The sequence below is a fragment of the Streptosporangium sp. LJ11 genome, assembly GCF_051918945.1.
Taxonomy (GTDB): domain Bacteria; phylum Actinomycetota; class Actinomycetes; order Streptosporangiales; family Streptosporangiaceae; genus Streptosporangium.
This window is the reverse complement of the sequence record NZ_JBPXMB010000006.1, coordinates 94,281-110,378: the sequence shown is the minus strand read 5'-3', so window position 1 is coordinate 110,378 and position 16,098 is coordinate 94,281. Positions and strand designations below refer to the sequence as shown.

The window sequence follows — 16,098 nt, the reverse complement described above, 5'->3', positions numbered from 1 at the left end:
CACAGGAAAAGGGGGAGTCGATACATGAGCGAGGCGTCCCGGCGGCCGGGGGCGGGCCTGGACACCAGCGTTCCCAACATCGCCAGAATGAACAACTACTTCCTGGGCGGTAAGGACAACTTCGCCGCCGACCGCAGGGCGGCCGAGGAGGTGCTGGCCGTCGCGCCCGAGGTCAGGGACATGACGCACGAGGCCCAGGCGTTCCTCGGCCGGGTGGTGCGCTATCTCGTCGAGCAGGGCATGACCCAGTTCGTCGTCATCGGCTCCGGGCTGCCCAACCAGCGCAACGTCCACCAGGTGGCTCAGGAGATCGTGCCCGAGACGCGCGTGGTCTACGTCTCCAACGACCCGGTGGTGCTCTCCCACGCCCGCGCCACGCTGGCCACCAACCCCTACACCGGCGTCGTCGAGGGTGACGTGATGCATCCCGGCGAGCTGCTCGCCGACCCGGAGCTGCTGCGCCTGGTCGACCTGGACCTGCCGGTGGCCGTGCTGATCCTGTCGGCCCTGCAGTTCATCCCCGACGAGGACGACCCGCACAAGAGCGTGGCCGTCCTTCGCGACGCGGTGCCGGTCGGCAGCCACTTCGCCATCGGCCACGTCGTCTTCGACACGCGCCCGGAGGCCCAGCGCCCGCTGGTCGAGATCTTCCAGCGGATCCTCGGCCGCGGCGAGGACGCCTCGCGGCGGAGCGAGCAGGTGCTGCGCTTCTTCGACGGGCTGGAACTGGTCGACCCCGGCCTGGTCTACGTACGCCACTGGCGCCCCGACAACCCGCTCGCCGCGCAGGGCCGCGACAGGACGTGGACGATGGGCGGGGTGGCCCGCAAGTCCGGGGGCTGACCCGGCTCCGGTCTCGCGGGCCCCGCCCGCCCGGTCTAGCCCGCGACCAGGAGGTCGTCGCGCTCGACGGCCTCCAGGGAGAGTGTCTTGTAGCCGACCTCGTCGAACAGCACGGTGATCCGGTCGCTCTCCCTGCTCATCACCATCCCGGGGCCCCAGGCGCTGTGCCGCACCCTGGCGTGCATCGCGAAGGGCCCCTCCCCCCCCTCCCCCCCCGCCCCCTTCACGGCCTCCGGCTCGTCGGGGAGGCCGGCACGGCAGGTGTCGCAGGCCCCGCAGCCGCGCTCGCGCGGCTCGCCGAAGTACTCGAGCAGGAAGCGGCGGCGGCAGCCCGTGGTCTCCGCGTACGCGCGCATCATGTCGATCCGGGAGTCGTCGATGCGGCGCCGGGTGTCGTCCAGCTCGACGGCCCGCGCCGCGGCCGCCTCGGGCTCGGGCCCCTCGGGCACCCCGCGCAGGTCGCCCTCCCCGGTGACCTCGATGGCGTTCGCCCGCTCCAGCAGGTTGACCAGCCGGGTGAGCCGGGTGGCGCCGACGCCGAGCAGGGTTCGCAGCTCCTCCGCCGGTACGGTGCCGCCGTGCTCGTGCACCAGCGTGGCGACGCGCAGCAGGAGCTCCTCGTCGGCCCGTCCCCCGGCGAAGAACCTGCGCAGCCCGAGGTCCTCCGAACGGTAGAACAGCACCGCGGCGGCGGGCTCGCCGTCCCGCCCCGCGCGGCCGATCTCCTGGTAGTAGGAGTCCGGCGACTCCGGCGGGGCGGCGTGCAGCACGAACCGCACGTCCGGCTTGTCGATGCCCATGCCGAACGCCGAGGTCGCGACCACCACGTCCAGCTCGTCGTCGCGGAACATCTCGTGGATCCTGTGGCGCTCGGCCGCCTTCATCCCCGCGTGGTACGGCTCGGCCCTGCGACCGGCCTCGCGCAGCGCGGTGGCGTACTCCTCGGCGGCGCGGCGGGTGGCGACGTAGACCAGCCCGAGCCCGGAGCGGGACGCCGCGTCCTCCACCAGCGCCCGCCTCAGATCCTCCTGGGTGACGAAGCGGCGCACCTCCAGATCGATGTTGGGCCGGTCGAACCCCCGCACGATCTGACGGACGTTCCTCAGGCCGAGGGCGGTGATGATCTCCTCGCGCACCGCGGGGGCGGCCGTCGCGGTCAGCGCCACCACCGGCGGATGCCCCAGCCGCTCGATGACCTGGCCCAACCTCAGATAGTCGGGCCGGAAGTCGTGCCCCCACGCCGACACGCAGTGCGCCTCGTCCACGGCGATCAGCGAGGGACGCGCGGCGCGCAGCCGCTCGACCGTCTCCGGTTTGGCGAGTTGCTCGGGCGAGAGGAACACGAACTCGGCCGCGCCCGCGCGTACGGCCTCCAGGGACGCCTCGCCGCCGGACTGGGCGGAGTTGACCGCGACCGCACCGCCCGCGTCCGCCTCGGCCAGCCCGGCGACCTGGTCGCGCTGGAGGGCGATGAGCGGTGAGACGACGACGGTGGGCCCGTCGAGCAACAGGGCCGGCACCTGGTAGACGGCCGACTTGCCGCTGCCGGTGGGCATGACCACGAGGGCGTCGCCGCCGCCCAGCAGGTGGCGCATGGCGTCGAGCTGCCCGGGCCGCAGGTCCCGCCAGCCGAAGACCTTGCGGGCCACCGCCCGCAGCCTCCGCGCCCTCGGCCCGAACCTGTCCTTGATGTTCATGCCCTCCGCCTTCCCTCCGTGTGACGGCCAGTTACCCGTGGATCGGGGCGCTAGTCGCGCGACGTCCCCTTGATCGCCGGATGGCACGAGACGGGTATGGGCGGGCGGTGGACACGGGTGGGAGGCGTACGTGCGGAACCATGGGAGCCGGGCAGGCGTACGGAGCCATGGGAGCGGGACACGCGTGCGGGGCCACGGGTGAGGGGCGCCCCACACGGGCACCCCTCCTTCGGCCGGATCGACCCGGCCGGCCGGGCCACGACGGCCACCGGGGCCACCGGGGCCACCGTGGTCGTCACGGCCGTCGTGGCCGTCACGAGCGTCGCGTCACCACGGTCACTTCGGCATGAGCACCGTGTCGACGAGGTAGACGACGGCGTTGGAGGTCTGGATGTTGCCGCAGACGACCTTGGCGTCGTTGACGGTGAAGTCCTCACCGGAGCCCGTGACGTTCAGCGTTCCTCCCTGCATCGTGGTCAGGTCGCCGCTGCTCAGGTCCTCGGGCGCCTTCTTCCCCTCGACGACGTGGTAGGTCAGGACCTTGGTGAGCTGCGCCTTGTCGGCCAGGAGCTTGTCGAGCGTGTCCTTCGGGATCTTGGCGAACGCGTCGTTGGTCGGCGCGAACACCGTGATGTCCTTGGCGGAGTTGAGCGTCTCGGTCAGGCCGGCCTGCTCGATCGCCTGGGCCAGCGTGGACAGGGTGGGGTTGGAGGCGGCCGCGGTGGCGACCGGCTGCGAGGCCATCTCGCTGAGGCTGCCCTCGCCGCTGGCGGGCAGGGACGCGCACCCGGGGCCGAACGGCTCCGTCATCGCGCCCGTGGGCTCGGGCGACATGCCGTCCGTGGGCGAGGCGCTGTCGGTCGGCAGAGCCGTGTCCGTCGGGATCGGTGTGGGAGAGAAGACGCGCGCGTCGGCGGCGACCGCCTGCGCGGCGGGGACGGCGGTCAGGGCGAGCACGGTCAGGGCCGATGCCAGAAGAGACTTCTGCTTCACGGTTATCTCCTTGTTTGGGCGGATGAGCCATCCGGGGTCCGTCGGCGGGTTCCCGAGCCACTCATGTCCTGCATTGGAGATCAATTCCCTGATATTTGGTGTCAAATGCCCCATTTGACGACTCTTGACCACATATCTCCCGAGAAAGAGAGCCATTTTCCATTCGTCAGGGCGTTAATTCGGGCGTGCCACATCCCCCGTAGAGTGGGCATTATGAGCCCGAAGATCGCAACCAACGAGGTCGTCTCCCGCGACCGGCTTCTGGATTTCCTCCGTGACCGCCACCGCGCACTGGTCATCACGGCGCGGCGCGACGGCAGGCCGCAGGCGTCCCCGGTGACCTGCGGCGTCGACGCCGAGGGCCGGATCGTGGTGTCCACCTACCCCGAGCGGGCCAAGACCTCCAACGCCCGCCGCGATCCCCGGGTCAGCATCGTGGTCCTGTCGGACGACTTCGACGGCCCCTGGGTGCAGGTGGACGGCACCGCCGAGGTCCTCGACCTGCCGGAGGCCCTCGAACCACTGGTCGACTACTACCGGTCGATCTCCGGCGAGCACCCCGACTGGGACGAGTACCGGGCGGCCATGACGCGGCAGGGCAAGTCGCTGCTGCGCCTCACCCCGGAGCGCTGGGGCCCCATCGCCACCGGCGGCTTCCCGGCCCGGCTGGCCTGAGGGACGCCCCCGGGTCAGGCGCCCAGGTCGGCCAGGACGGCGTCGGCGGCCCGGCGCCCCGAGACCAGGGCGCCCTGCTGCGAACCGGTGTCGCGGTGGTCCCCGCACACGTAGCGGCCCGGCGCGAAGCGCACCGGGCGCCGCAGCCGGAACGGCGGCACCATCGCGGGCAGCGCCCCCTTGACGGCGTACGTCGCCAGATGCTCCCAGCCCGAGGTGTCGGTTCCGTAGATCTGCGACAGCCGCGCCCTGACCCGGGGCTCGTCCGCGTCGGAGAGGACCCCCAGCACCGACGTGGAGACCAGCGCGCGGCCCGGCGGGGCGTACTCGGGCGCGGCGTCGCTGATGACCAGGGTGTCGGTGATGTGGCCCTCCACGTCGACGATCTGCGTGGGGTCGTCCATGGGGGAACGGGAGGCTGCGTGGTAGAAGGTCGTCACCGAGCGCATCGCCGGGATCTCCAGCCCCGGGTAGAGCGTGGCGGCCATGGCGGGGTCGGTGGCCACCACCACCGCGCGGGCCGGGATCGTCGCGCCCCCGGCCGTCTCCACCCCCTCCCCGGTCACGGCGAGGACCGGGGTGCCCGGCGCGAGCGCCCCCGGAGGGAGGCGTGCGGCGAGCTGCCGGGTGATCTCTCCCATGCCGAGCGCGGGCACCCCGACCGTTCCCCGGGCGAAGGCCCGCCAGACGAGGTGGAAGAAACGGCTGGAGGTCTCCAGTTCCCGCTCCAGGACGACGCCCGACAGGAACGGGCGGATCAGCTTCTCGACCATCTTCGGCGAGACGCCCCAGTGCCGCAGTTCCTCGCGCGTGGTGCGCTCGCGCCCGCCGCGCAACCGGCTCGCCGGCAGCAGGAGGTCCCGCGCGGTCAGCGCCGCCAGGGCCGCCTTGTCGGCCGGTGAGCCCACGTCGGCCAGCAGCCCGCTGAGCGCCTGGCCCGGGTGGCGCCAGGGCAGCATGAGCCGCTCCCGCCGCCCCCTGTCGAAGGAGATCAGGCCGGACGGGATCGGGCGCAGGTCCAGGGCGGCGACGTCGAGGACCCGCGCGGCCTCCGGGTAGGCGGTGTTGAACACCTGGAAGCCGTGGTCCAGCCGGAAGCCGTCCACGACGTCGGTGCGTACCCGGCCGCCCACCTCCTCCGCCGCCTCGACGACGCGGACCTCCACTCCCGCCGAGCGCAGCCGGAGGGCGCACGCGAGACCGGCGAGCCCCGCACCGACGATGACCACCGTGTCCCGCATGACGCATCCCCCCGGGTCGACGGCGGCACGGAGTCCGCGGACCCACCGGGTTCACCGGTCCGTGGGTCCGTGGAGTCCCCCCGGGTGCGGGGATCCGCCGTCTGTGTCTTCGAGAAGGCGGGTGCCGGGGGTTGCGTCCGCCGCTCCGTTCCTCGTACGGCCTACCCCAGACTCACGGTGATCTCTCCCCCGAGCCGGAAACCTCCGGTCAGCTCCAGGTCGTCGCCGCTCCAGAACCGGCCGGGGTCGTACCAGTTCGGCCGCCGTCCTCCCGGCAGCAGCCCCATGGCCTCGTACGTGACCGCGACGACCTCGGCGCAGTAGGCGCTCTCCAGGGCGCTCTCCTCCGTGCCCCGCTTGAAGATCTTGGGCACCCGCCCCTTCATCCAGCGGCCGGCGAGCCTGGCCGTCGAGGGGAAGGGCGTGCCGTCCAGCCGGGCGACGGTGCGCAGGACGGCGTCCTCCATCTCGCGGGGGGTCTGCGGCTCCAGTTGCCTCAGCCAGCCGCGCTGGCCGTATCTGGTCGCCCAGACCGTGACCGCCTCCCGCAGGTCGTGCAGCTGGACGCCGCGCTGGTGGGTTCCCGACCACAGGTCGGGCAGGGAGCGGCCCAGTTCCGCGTGCCACATCAGGGGCGGCATGTCGTCGATGACGACCGACATGCCGACGTGGTTGACGGGGCTGTTCGTCATGGTCTGGATGGCTCGATCGGGCACCGTTCGACCGCGGAACAGCCACACGTCGCCGGTGCGGGTCAGGTTGACGGCCTCGTCGAGGCTGATGCTCTTGCCGGACATTCCGCTAGCGTAGGCACATGCGATGGTGGAAGGTACTCGGTCTGGCAGGAGTGGCGGGCGTCGCGGCCACGGGGGTCGTGATCGCGCGGGCCGAGCGCCGGCGGCAGGCGTACACCCCGGACGAGATCCGCGCCCGCCTCCGCGCCCGCCTGGAGGAGTCCGCCGGAGGGCCCGCCGAGCCGGAGCCGAAGACCGTCGACCCCGCCGACCGGGCCCCCTGAACGAACGCGTCCCGGCGCGGCCGGGGGCGGGCCGGGCCCGCGGCGGCGCTCACGCCGGCCCGCCGGAGGCGAGGGCCGCGGACAGGGCGTCGAGGGCGGCCGGGTAGGCGCGCTCGGACGGGGCGGCGAAGCCGACCAGCAGGCCCCGCGGGCGGCCGGCGGGATCGTGGTGGAGTTCGGTGAGACCGCGCAGGGCGACGCCGTGGCGGGCGCACCTGGCCAGGAGCCGGTCCTCGGTGGGGCCGCCGGGCGCGAGGGTGACGAGGGTGTGCAGGCCGGCGGGGACTCCGTGGGCGGTAAGGCCTGGAACGGCGGCCAGCCGGTCGAGGAGGAGTTCGCGGCGGCGGCGATAGCGCAGGCGGGCGGCGCGGATGTGGCGGTCGTAGGCGTGGGTGGTGATCAGGTCGGCGAGGACGAGCTGGCCCAGGGTCTCGGTGTACAGGTCGGATCGCTCTTTGGCCAGCGTCATCGGTCTCACCAGATGCGGCGGCAGGACCATCCAGGCCAGGCGGAGGGCGGGGCCGAGGGTCTTGGACGCGGTGCCGCAGTACACGACCTGGTCGGGGGCGACGCCCTGGAGGGCACCGACGGGCTGGCGGTCGTAGCGGTACTCGCCGTCGTAGTCGTCCTCGACGATCAGCCCGCCCGTGGAGCGCGCCCATGCGACCAGTGCCTGACGGCGGCCGGGACGCAGCGGGACGCCGGTCGGGTACTGGTGCGAGGGGGTGAGGAACGCCGCTCCCGCGCGCCGTGTCAGCGTCTCCACGCGGGCGCCGTGCGCGTCGACGGGCAGGGCGAGGATGGTGAGCCCCGCGCGCCGGACGACGTCGCGGAAGCTGTTGTGGCCCGGGTCCTCCACGGCCGCGGTGCGGGTGCCGTCCGCGGCCAGCACCCCGCTGAGCAGGCCCAGGCCCTGGTAGTAGCCCGAGGTGATCACGATACGGTCCGGGGTCGTGATCACGCCGCGGGTGCGGCCCAGGTAGCCGGCGAGCGCCTCGCGCAGCTCGATCCGCCCCTGAGGGTCTCCGGCGCCGAAGACCTCGGGGCGGGCGTGGGCGAGGACGCGGCGGGTGGAGGCGAGCCAGGCCCGGGTGGGGAAGGCGCTGACGTCGGGGCGGCCGGGGCGGAGGTCGTGGCGCGGGGTCACCGGCGCGGGCGCGCGGGGCGCGGGAGCCTGGGCGCGTCGCGGCGCCTCGGCCACGCTGGTGCCCGATCCCGGCCGCGTGGTCAGGTAGCCCTCCTCGACCAGCTGGTCGTAGGCGGCGCTGACGGTGCCCCGCGAGAACCCGAGTTCCCGGGCCAGCCCGCGCGTGGACGGCAGGAGCGTCCCCGCGGGCAGGCGCCCCTGACGGATCGCCGCCCGGAGCGCGGACTCCAGGCCGGAGCGCCGCCCGCCCGCCGCGTCGGGGGAGATGTACAGGTCGAGCCGGGAACCGGCCCAAGAATCCGGCATGAAACTGGATCTTATTCTTGGTCCGGTGACCTTCTACGTTCGAGGTGAGCCCGAACGGGGAGCACGAGCGCGAAACGGGTCGCCGTCATCGCGATCGGTGCGCGCCCAGGGCCGTCCGGCCGTCCTCGCGATCGGTGCGCCGGCCAGGGCCGCTCGGCCGTCCTCGCTCATCTCCCGCACACCGCGACGAAGGGACCCCGGTGATGATCGTGATCGCCCACCTCAGCGACACCCACATCGACGGCGGGGAGCGCAGCGCCGAGCGCACCCGGGCCGTCATGGACCACCTCGAAGACCTCCCCCACGACCTGGACGCCGTCCTGGTCACCGGCGACATCGCCGACCACGCCCTGCCGGAGGAGTACGAGCGGGCCCGCCTGCTTCTGACCTCCCGGCACCCGGTCATGATCTGTCCCGGCAACCACGACGAGCGCGCCGCGTTCCGGCGGCACCTGCTCGGGCGGCCGGAGACGACGGCGCCGATCAACCAGGTGCACCACGCGGCCGGCGTCGTCATCGCCCTGTGCGACTCCTCCGTGCCGGGCAAGGACGAGGGCTTCCTCGAGGACGAGACGCTGGCGTGGCTGGAGGACACCCTGGCCCGGGCCCCGGCCCGGGTGCCCGTGCTGGTCGGCTTCCACCATCCGCCGGCTCGGCTGCACGTCCCCTTCGTCGACGGCATCCGCCAGTTCGGGGCGGAGCGGCTCGCCGCGATCGCGGACCGCCACCCCAACCTCGCGGCCTTCCTGTGCGGGCACGCCCACACCCCGGCGGCGACCACCTTCGCCGGACGGCCGCTGCTGGTGGCACCGGGAGTCGTCTCCACCCTCCGGCTCCCCTGGGAGCGCCGGGCCCACCCCGAGGACCACGTCCACCTCGACCAGCCGCCCGCGCTCGCCTTTCACGTCCTGGACGACGAGGGACGGCTGACCACCCACTACCGGTTCCTCACCGCGCCGGGGGTGAGGTAGAGGCCGGAGCGGGGGTCGTGGAGGCCGGCGCGCGCCTGGTGGACGTTCATGATCACCAGCATCAGGACCGAGAAGGCCCCGTACTGCAGGCCGCTCAGCCCCACGGCGAGGTCGATCGGGAGAGTCAGGGCGATCACCACCCGGACGGCCGCGTCGGCCAGCGCCCCGACGCCCCAGGCGACCGTGGAGACCCGCCACACCCGGCGGAAGCGCGGCGAGCCACTCCAGAGGTCGTCCCACGACACGTCCCTGGCACCGGTCCGGCCCTCCAGCAGCGGCCGGGAGAACTGCAGGGCCAGCGGTCTCGGCCCCCGGGCGGTGGCCAGGAACCAGCCGCCGACCACGACCATCAGCAGGGCGCCCTTGAGGAGCAGGAAACGGGGGCTGCCGCCGACGACCGACAGCCCGGCGCTCACCAGCATGGCGCTCACCATGAAGAGACCCACGGAGTCGAGGCGGCGCTCCCTGACGAGGGTGGCGACCATTCCGGTGCCGGGCACCAGGGAACTGACGACCAGGGCGGTGACGTAGCCGACGTCCGCCGCGCGCAGGGCGTAGTAGAGCCCGATGGGCAGGACGAGGTCCACGAGCATCAGGACGGCCGCGGCACGACGGCCCGCCCTCGTCCTCGTCTCCGCCCTCACCTCGGCCCCCGTCTCCGCCCCCGTCCCCGTTCTCGTCTCCGTTCCCGGCTCCGTCCTCGCCTCGCGTTCCGCTCTCATCTCCCGCTCCGCGTGGCCAGGTCGAAGATGGTCACCAGCTCGGCGGCGTAGAGAGCGGTGTCGACGTCCGGGTCGGCCTCCAGCAGGAAGGGCAGCCCGTCCACGGACCGCTGGATGCTCATCGCCATCACCCTCGGCTCGAAGGCGCGGAACTCGCCCTCCCGCTGGCCCCAGCGCAGGATCTCCTCGATGTGGGAGAGGGTTCCCAGGTCGGTGGCCGCGTCGTGGGACCGTTCACCGTCCTCGCCCCGGTAGTTGACGAAGATCTCGTACAGCGCCCTCATCCGGACGCGGTGGGTGGCGATGAACTCGACGTTGCCCGTGATGTAGGCCCTGATCGCCCCGCCGGCCGTGGGCTCCGCCCGCACCCGCTCGGACATGAACTCGCCGATCTCCCGGTGGACCTCGGCGACGACCTGGGCGATCAGCTCGTTCTTGCCCTGGAAGTGGTACGAGATCAGGCGGGTGCTGCTGAGCCCGGCCCGTTCGGCGATGCGCGCGAAGGAGGCCTGCCCGTACCCCAGCTCGGCGATCGTCTCGATCGCCGCCTCGACGATCTGGGCGCGTCGCGCGGTGGCCGCGAGACTCGGAGGCTTCGTTACTTGCATAAGTAATAAGTAACTCGGATGAGTAACAAGCGCAAGGGGCAGACCGGAAAACGGTCCACCCCTCGCGTCCTCGCCGTCAGGCCCCCGGGCCCGGAGCCGTCAGTCGAAACGGATCGCGGCCGGGTCCCATCCCTCGGGCAGCGGGGCCGGTACCGGGCAGGTGCTGCCGATCTCCACGAACTCGGCCCGCTCCGCGGACTCCGCGACGGCGATCATCGTGTCGAGGACGTGCAGGCCCAGCTCGCCGGTGGTCCGGTGCGGCCTTCCCTCGCGGATGGCCTGGGCCATGTCGAGCACGCCCAGGCCGCGACCGGCCTCGGTGCCCTTCGTGGGGACCGGCACCCACTCGTCGTCGACGGCCCGGCGCAACCGCACCTCGCCGCCGAAGGTGTTGGGATCGGGCACCCGCATGGTCGCCTCGGTACCGGTGATCTCGACGAACCCGGTGCGGCGCAGCGGCGAGTCGAAGCTGAAGACCATCGTGGCGGCCTGTCCCGCGGCGAACTCCAGGAGCGCGCTCGTGTGGGTGGGCACCGCCACCGGAAAACGCGCCCCGGCCTTGGGGCCGGAGCCGACGACCCGCTCGTCCCTGGCCCTGCGGCCGACCGCGGTCACCCGCGAGGCCGGGCCGAACAGGGTCACCAGGGTCGTCAGGTAGTAGGGACCCATGTCGAACAGCGGCCCGGCTCCCGGCTGGAAGAAGAACTCCGGGTTTGGGTGCCACGACTCGGGGCCCGGCGTCTGGAACAGGACCAGGGCGGTGAGCGGGGTGCCGATGGCCCCCTCGGCGACGAGCCTGGCCGCGGTCTGCAGCCCGGCGCCCAGGAAGGTGTCGGGGGCGCTGCCCAGGAGCACCCCCGCCGCGGCGGCGGCCTCCACGAGCCGCGCGCCGGACTCCCGGTCCACGGTGAACGGCTTCTCGTTGTAGACGTGCCGTCCGGCCCGGACGGCGGCGAGCGCCACCTCGGCGTGCGCGGCGGGGACCGTGAGGTTGACCACCAGCTCCACGTCGGGGTGCGAGATCGCCTCCTGCGGGGAGGTCGCCACCGGCACGCCGTACCGCGCGGCGACCTCCGCGGCGCGGTCCAGGTCGAGGTCCGCGCACGCCACCACCCGCACGCCGGGGAAGGAGGTGAGGTTGCCCAGGTACTGGTGGCTGATGTTCCCGCAGCCGACGATCGCCACCCCGAGCGGGCCGGTCACGGGTTCACCCGCCCGGCGGCGGCGAGACCGGTCAGGTAGGCGTGGCTGTCGGCCAGCGCCTGGAGCATGTCGGTGGCGCAGTGGTCGAGTTCCACGATCCGCACCGCGTCCGGCGCGGTGTTCAGCGCGTCCACGATGGGCACCCGGCCGGAGCCGACCGCGGTCATCGGGCCCTCCTGGGTGGCGGGGCCGTCCTTGACGTGCAGGTGGCTCACCCGCTCGCCGAGCCGGGTCAGCAGTCCCGACGGGTCGACCCCGCCGGTCGCCGCCCAGTAGAGGTCCACCTCCAGCAGCACGGAGGGGTCCAGCAGCTCCGCGAGCACCTCCAGCGCGGGACGGCCGTCCACCCGCTGCTCCAGCTCCCACCAGTGGTTGTGGTATCCGAGCCGCAGCCCGTGGTCGGCCGCCTCGCGGGCCGCCTCGCCGATGGTCCTGGCGGCCAGCTCGACCCCCTCCCTGCCGGCGAACCACTCGGCGGGGGCGGCGGGCACGATGACGGTCTCCGCGCCGACGGTGACGGCCCCGGCCAGCGCGGCCGCGCGCCGCTCGTCGAGGAGCGGGGCGTGCACGCTGCACACCGAGAGCCCCGCCTCCCGCAGGTCGTCGCGGAGACCTTCCGGATCGAGGTGCACGTCGTACGGCTCGACCGCGCCGTAACCCATGTCGGCGATGCGGCGCAGTACGGCGCGGCGGTCGACGGCCGCCTGTTCGCGCACGGAGTACAGCTGGACGGCGAGTGAGCTCATCGATTCTCCTTAGCGTGGACACCTTCGCCTGCGGGCGGAGGAGAGAACGCGGTCCTCTACCCCGCGACGGGGAGGACCAGGGCCGCGGCGCCGTACAGACCGGCGTCGCGTTCCAGGGAGGTACGTTCGACGTTCAGGCCGCGCAGGAAGCCGAGGCCCGCCCGCTTGGCGACCGCCTCGCGCAGCGGGGCGAGCAGGGTCTCCCCCGCCCCGGAGACGCCGCCCCCGATGACGACGTCGTCGAGGTCGAAGAGCGCCGCCGTGGTGAGGATCGCCACGGCCAGCGCGTCGGCGGCCCGCTGGAAGGCCTGCCGGGCGACGGGGACCCCGCGCGCGGCGTCGGCCGAGAGCGCGCGGGCGTCCGGGTGCGCGCCGGAAGCGCTCCAGCCGTTCTCCAGCGCCCAGCGGACCATGCTCGGGCCGCTGGCGACCGTCTCCAGGCAGCCGCTCGCCCCGCAGGGGCAGAGCCGTCCGTCGCCGTCCACCGCGATGTGCCCGATGTGCCCGGCGTTTCCGGTCGGTCCCACGTACGGCACCCCGTCGAGGACCAGGCCCCCGCCCACGCCGGTGGACACCACGATGCCCAGCAGGGCCCGGGAGCGTGAGTGCCCGCCCCGCCACCACTCCCCCAGCGCCATGCACTGCGCGTCTCCCGCGAGCGCGACGGGAAGGCCGGGAAGGAGCTCGCTCACCGCGCCGACCAGCGGGAAGTCACGCCAGGCGGGGATGTTGACCGGGCTGACCGTACCGGCGACGGCGTCGAGGGGACCGGCCGAGCCGATGCCGACCCCGGTCAGGTCTCCCAGGTCCCCGGTCTCTCCGGCGGCGCCGGCGCCGGTGACGCCATCGGTGTCACGGACCTCAGGGACCTCGCGGATGTGCCGGACGAGCGAGACCAGCGTCGCCTCGGGATCCGGGCCGACCGGCAGTTCCACCCTGCGTGCCACGGTCCCGTCCGGCCGGACCAGCGCCGCGGCGAACTTGGTGCCGCCGATGTCGATCGCGAGGGCGGTCATCGGCCGGCCTTTCCGGCGTACCGGAACCCGGAGGGACGGCAGGCGGCCACCGGGGCCACCACGCGGCTGTGCAAGGGGATCCTCCGCTGGTCAATGGCACAAAGGGTGCGATACCCAAGTGGCCGGGCAAACAGGCTGAAGGTATGACGTTGATGACAACGTTGTCAACGTCATATGGAGGCGTGCGGGGCCACCGGTTCGCCACAAGCCTTCCATCAATTGTGCAGGCTTATCCGATTTAAGGGCAGATACGGTTAGCTCAGGTGTGATGTGAGGAGACTGCGATGACGCACGAACACGCGGGACAGCCCGCCAGGCCGTCCGATCTTGTCGACGTGGCCCGCCTGGTGACCTCCTACTACGCCCTGCATCCCGACCCGGGCGAGGTGGGCCAGCGGGTGGCGTTCGGGACGTCGGGACACCGGGGCTCCTCGCTGAACGTCGCGTTCAACGAGGACCACATCCTCGCGACCAGTCAGGCCATCGTGGAGTACCGGGCGGCGCAGGGAGTCGACGGCCCGCTGTTCCTGGGCGCCGACAGCCATGCGCTGTCGGAACCGGCGCGGGTGTCGGCGCTGGAGGTCTTCGCGGCCAACGGGGTGACGGTCATGATCGACAGCCGGGACGGCTACACCCCGACCCCCGCGGTCTCCCACGCGATCCTGGCCCACAACCGGGGGCGCTCCTCGGGACGGGCCGACGGCGTGGTGGTGACCCCCTCGCACAACCCGCCCGGCGACGGCGGGTTCAAGTACAACCCGCCGCACGGCGGCCCGGCCGACACCGACGCCACCTCCTGGATCCAGGACCGGGCCAACGCGCTGATCGCCGACGGCCTGAAGGAGGTCAGGCGGGTCCCGTATGCCAGGGCGCTGGCCGCCGACACGACCGGCCGGTACGACTTCCTCGGCCACTACGTGGACGACCTGCCCTCGGTGCTGGACCTCGACGCCGTCCGGGAGGCGGGGGTGCGCATCGGCGCCGACCCGCTGGGCGGCGCGAGCGTCGCGTACTGGGGGGAGATCGCCGAGCGGCACCGGCTGGACCTGACGGTGATCAACCCGCTGACCGATCCGACGTGGCGGTTCATGACGCTGGACTGGGACGGCAAGATCCGGATGGACTGCTCGTCGCCGTACGCGATGGCCTCGCTCATCGCCAACCGCGACGCCTTCGACGTCTCAACGGGCAACGACGCCGACGCCGACCGGCACGGCATCGTCACGCCCGACGGGGGGCTGATGAACCCCAACCACTACCTCGCCGTGGCGATCTCCTACCTCTACTCCCACCGGCCCGGCTGGCCCGCCGCCGCCGGGATCGGCAAGACGCTGGTGAGCAGCGGCATGATCGACCGGGTGGCGGCCGACCTGGGCAGGCGGCTGATGGAGGTCCCCGTCGGGTTCAAGTGGTTCGTGCCGGGCCTGCTGGACGGCTCGCTGGGCTTCGGCGGCGAGGAGAGCGCCGGGGCGTCGTTCCTGCGGCGCGACGGCTCGGTGTGGACCACCGACAAGGACGGCCTGATCCTGGCGCTGCTCGCCTCGGAGATCGTCGCGACCACGGGCCGCTCGCCGAGCGAGCACTACGGCGACCTGGTGGCCCGGTTCGGCGACCCCGCCTACGCCCGCGTCGACGCCCCCGCGACCCGGGAGGAGAAGGCGGTGCTCGCCAGGCTCTCGGCCGAGCAGGTCACCGCCGGCAGCCTCGCCGGGGAGGAGATCACCCAGGTGCTCACCTCGGCCCCCGGCAACGGCGCCGCCCTCGGCGGGCTCAAGGTCTCCACCGGGAGCGCCTGGTTCGCCGCCCGCCCCTCCGGCACCGAGGACGTGTACAAGATCTACGCCGAGTCCTTCAAGGGTCCCGAGCACCTGGCGCGGGTGCAGCAGGAGGCGCGCGACCTGGTCTCGGCCTCCCTGGGCTGACGGCGACGACGCGCGACCGGCGGGCATCTCCCGAAGTGGCCGTCCGCCGGGCGGCCGGGCTCTCGCGAACCGGCCTCGGGCAAAGCGGGAGCGACCTCAGGTGAACATGCGCCAGGCGGCGGGCACGACCGTCCAGCGGCGCCGGGTGATCCGGCCGGTCAGCTCGCCGTCGGCGTTCACCGGGACGGGGCCGCCCTCCACGGTCACCTCCCGGCCGCGAGTGGTGATCACGTCGCGCAGGCCGAGGTGGGTCCCCCTGCGCAGCCGGAGGGCGTAGACGAGCCTGTCCAGCGGGCCGGTCGTCAGCGAGACGATGACGTCGGCCATGCCGTCGTCGGGCCTGGCCCTGGGGGCCAGCGGGGTGCCGCCGCCGATGGTGACGCCGTTGCCGATCCCCACCATGAGCGCCGGGCGCCCGTCGCCGACGGAGCGGCCGTCCACGGTGACGCGCAGCCGCCAGCCGGGGCTGCGCACACCCGCGAGCAGCGCTCCCACCGCGTAGGCGAGCCGCCCGAGCACCGGCTTGAGCGGCGTGGCGCCCTCGGACGCCTCGGCGCCGATGCCGAGGTGGACCATGTTGACGATGACCCCGCCCTCGTCGTCCACCAGGAGGTCGAGCGGCCGGGGCCGGTCGGCGAGCACGACGCGGGCCGCGACCGGCGGGTCCAGCGGGATGCCCAGGCCGCGGGCGAAGTCGTTGCCGGTGCCCAGCGGCACGAGCCCCACCGTGCGGGCGTCCAGCTCGTCGCGCCGGTGCAGGGTTGCGACCACCACGTGCAACGTGCCGTCACCGCCCAGCACGACCACGTCCCTGCCGGGACAGGCGTCGAGCATCTCGTCCAGGTCCTTCTCCCCGGCGGGCGCCTCGATCACGTCGGCGCCACCGCCGCGCAGCGTCTCGAGGGCGGTGGCCCTGGCCTCGTCGTCGGCGCTCCCCGCGCTCTCGTTGTAGATCGCCAGCAACTCGGCCATGTCGTTCCTCCAGGTGGT

At 73.2% G+C, this 16,098-nt stretch carries 16 protein-coding genes; 5 read left to right on the top strand and 11 right to left on the bottom strand.

The window, feature by feature from the left end; translation table 11 throughout:
- The first annotated feature begins 24 nt into the window (after window positions 1–24).
- Window positions 25–843, top strand: coding sequence for an SAM-dependent methyltransferase (locus tag ACTOQ3_RS11155; RefSeq protein WP_440083276.1), 819 nt, complete (start codon window positions 25–27; stop codon window positions 841–843).
- A 35-nt stretch (window positions 844–878) separates the two neighbouring features.
- Here the strand turns inward: ACTOQ3_RS11155 and ACTOQ3_RS11150 are convergent, their stop codons facing one another.
- Together ACTOQ3_RS11150 and ACTOQ3_RS11145 are read right to left on the bottom strand one after the other, a co-directional pair.
- Window positions 879–2,540 (bottom strand): RecQ family ATP-dependent DNA helicase, encoded by a 1,662-nt coding sequence (locus ACTOQ3_RS11150; RefSeq protein ID WP_440083275.1) that lies wholly within the window; start codon window positions 2,538–2,540, stop codon window positions 879–881.
- A gap of 336 nt (window positions 2,541–2,876) precedes the next feature.
- On the bottom strand, window positions 2,877–3,533 hold the full coding sequence (locus ACTOQ3_RS11145; protein WP_440083274.1) for a fasciclin domain-containing protein: 657 nt from the start codon (window positions 3,531–3,533) through the stop codon (window positions 2,877–2,879).
- Window positions 3,534–3,746: 213 nt separating this feature from the next.
- Between ACTOQ3_RS11145 and ACTOQ3_RS11140 the strand changes: the two genes are divergently transcribed.
- Window positions 3,747–4,208 (top strand): PPOX class F420-dependent oxidoreductase, encoded by a 462-nt coding sequence (locus tag ACTOQ3_RS11140; protein WP_440083273.1) that lies wholly within the window; start codon window positions 3,747–3,749, stop codon window positions 4,206–4,208.
- A 14-nt stretch (window positions 4,209–4,222) separates the two neighbouring features.
- Here the strand turns inward: ACTOQ3_RS11140 and ACTOQ3_RS11135 are convergent, their stop codons facing one another.
- A complete protein-coding gene (locus ACTOQ3_RS11135) occupies window positions 4,223–5,449 on the bottom strand; it encodes an NAD(P)/FAD-dependent oxidoreductase (RefSeq protein ID WP_440083272.1) in 1,227 nt (408 codons plus the stop codon).
- 161 nt (window positions 5,450–5,610) lie between these two features.
- Window positions 5,611–6,246: a hypothetical protein gene (locus ACTOQ3_RS11130; RefSeq protein WP_440083271.1), complete on the bottom strand. Its 636-nt coding sequence runs from the start codon at window positions 6,244–6,246 to the stop codon at window positions 5,611–5,613.
- Between the two features lie 17 nt (window positions 6,247–6,263).
- Here ACTOQ3_RS11130 and ACTOQ3_RS11125 point away from each other — a divergent pair, with 17 nt between their 5' ends.
- On the top strand, window positions 6,264–6,467 hold the full coding sequence (locus tag ACTOQ3_RS11125) for a hypothetical protein (RefSeq protein ID WP_440083270.1): 204 nt from the start codon (window positions 6,264–6,266) through the stop codon (window positions 6,465–6,467).
- 49 nt (window positions 6,468–6,516) lie between these two features.
- On the opposite strand, the gene pdxR is transcribed toward ACTOQ3_RS11125, so the two are convergent.
- On the bottom strand, window positions 6,517–7,920 hold the full coding sequence (gene pdxR / locus ACTOQ3_RS11120; RefSeq protein ID WP_440083269.1) for a MocR-like pyridoxine biosynthesis transcription factor PdxR: 1,404 nt from the start codon (window positions 7,918–7,920) through the stop codon (window positions 6,517–6,519).
- 203 nt (window positions 7,921–8,123) lie between these two features.
- Here pdxR and ACTOQ3_RS11115 point away from each other — a divergent pair, with 203 nt between their 5' ends.
- Complete coding sequence (locus tag ACTOQ3_RS11115) at window positions 8,124–8,891, top strand: metallophosphoesterase (protein ID WP_440083268.1); 768 nt, start codon at window positions 8,124–8,126, stop codon at window positions 8,889–8,891.
- Here ACTOQ3_RS11115 and ACTOQ3_RS11110 read toward each other — a convergent pair.
- From ACTOQ3_RS11110 to ACTOQ3_RS11090, 5 genes are all read right to left on the bottom strand, one after another.
- Window positions 8,858–9,613: a VC0807 family protein gene (locus ACTOQ3_RS11110; protein WP_440083267.1), complete on the bottom strand. Its 756-nt coding sequence runs from the start codon at window positions 9,611–9,613 to the stop codon at window positions 8,858–8,860. The genes ACTOQ3_RS11115 and ACTOQ3_RS11110 overlap by 34 nt on opposite strands.
- Window positions 9,610–10,221, bottom strand: coding sequence for a TetR/AcrR family transcriptional regulator (locus ACTOQ3_RS11105; RefSeq protein ID WP_440083266.1), 612 nt, complete (start codon window positions 10,219–10,221; stop codon window positions 9,610–9,612). Before ACTOQ3_RS11105 ends, ACTOQ3_RS11110 begins: the two co-directional genes overlap by 4 nt.
- A gap of 99 nt (window positions 10,222–10,320) precedes the next feature.
- The gene (locus ACTOQ3_RS11100; protein ID WP_440083265.1) at window positions 10,321–11,424 is read right to left on the bottom strand and encodes a Gfo/Idh/MocA family protein; all 1,104 of its coding nucleotides are present in this window, start codon (window positions 11,422–11,424) and stop codon (window positions 10,321–10,323) included.
- Complete coding sequence (locus ACTOQ3_RS11095; protein ID WP_440083264.1) at window positions 11,421–12,170, bottom strand: sugar phosphate isomerase/epimerase family protein; 750 nt, start codon at window positions 12,168–12,170, stop codon at window positions 11,421–11,423. Before ACTOQ3_RS11095 ends, ACTOQ3_RS11100 begins: the two co-directional genes overlap by 4 nt.
- A gap of 56 nt (window positions 12,171–12,226) precedes the next feature.
- Window positions 12,227–13,186 (bottom strand): ROK family protein, encoded by a 960-nt coding sequence (locus ACTOQ3_RS11090; protein ID WP_440083263.1) that lies wholly within the window; start codon window positions 13,184–13,186, stop codon window positions 12,227–12,229.
- A gap of 284 nt (window positions 13,187–13,470) precedes the next feature.
- Between ACTOQ3_RS11090 and pgm the strand changes: the two genes are divergently transcribed.
- Window positions 13,471–15,108, top strand: coding sequence for a phosphoglucomutase (alpha-D-glucose-1,6-bisphosphate-dependent) (gene pgm, locus ACTOQ3_RS11085; protein ID WP_440083262.1), 1,638 nt, complete (start codon window positions 13,471–13,473; stop codon window positions 15,106–15,108).
- 96 nt (window positions 15,109–15,204) lie between these two features.
- Here pgm and ACTOQ3_RS11080 read toward each other — a convergent pair whose 3' ends face one another.
- Window positions 15,205–16,080 carry a diacylglycerol/lipid kinase family protein gene (locus ACTOQ3_RS11080; RefSeq protein ID WP_440083261.1) on the bottom strand — a complete coding sequence of 292 codons (876 nt, stop codon included), beginning with the start codon at window positions 16,078–16,080 and terminating at the stop codon, window positions 15,205–15,207.
- Window positions 16,081–16,098: the final 18 nt, after the last annotated feature.